General features: G+C 51.9%; 1 protein-coding gene. It reads left to right on the forward strand.

Annotated elements, in window-relative coordinates:
* Nucleotides 1-103: 103 nt before the first annotated feature.
* On the forward strand, nt 104-944 hold an 841-nt coding region (locus QVO39_RS06295; protein ID WP_288171865.1), incomplete at its 3' end, for a DUF5117 domain-containing protein.

The raw sequence follows: 944 nt of genomic DNA on the forward strand, positions 1-944 counted from the left end.
TCCCTCAGCTAGAACGCGCAGCGAAAGAGGCAAAGTCGGCCGAGGCCAAAGCCCACTACTCCGTAATGGTATTCAAGACTAAAAAAGCACTTGAAGGAAAGTAATGAAAAGTAATATGATACAGCACTCTAGGCTCCCCCTCCTATTGGCGCTTCTCTTTCTGCTAGGGGGACCAGAGGTCTCAGCACAGTGGCTCAAGTCCAAGCGTGCGTTTGCTAAGGAGCAACGCGAGGAGAAGGAGCGAGAAAGCAAGCTGAGCCCCTACGAGCGTTTCTTTGAAAAGAACAAGCCCAAGAGTAGCCAAGGAGAGTTCCTGAAGCTACATCAAAAGGAGCAAAGGCTCTATATTGAGCTACCCGTGGAGCAGCTACAAAAGGAGATGCTGATGGCGGCTACCGTCACCGACGTCTCCAATCCACAGCTAGCGCTCCCAGGCTTTAAGAATAATGGTCCTATCCCTATCCAATTTGTGCAGAAGGATAGCCTCATCACAATGGAGGTGGTGAATAACGACCTGATGCTCGACCAAGCCAGCCAGCACCTCCTGGAGGAGGTAAAGGGGAGCTACACCAATGTCACTCTCCACACCTTTAAGTTGGTCGGCTACGCAACGGATAGCACCAGCTTGCTTTTTGAGGTGACCGACTTCTTCCTCAAGGAGCAGCGTTTCTTTGATGGCTTGGTAAGCAACGTCGGCTCCTACCGGCTCTCCTCTAGCCCCAATTCAGGACTATCCTACATCGATCAGATCAAGTCTTTTGAGAATAATGCCGTCGTTACCGTAGAGCGCTCAGCTATGGTATCGCTCGCCAATCAGAGGGGTACCGCCCTCAAGGATTACCCCGTCACCTATCGCCTCACCTACTCCATTGTAGAGCTCCCCGAGGAGCCGATGATACCGCGACTAAGCGATACCCGTATCGGCTACTTCCTCACGGAGAAAA

This window comes from Porphyromonas sp. CAG:1061 (assembly GCF_000435035.1).
Classification (GTDB): Bacteria; Bacteroidota; Bacteroidia; order Bacteroidales; family Porphyromonadaceae; genus Porphyromonas_A; species Porphyromonas_A somerae.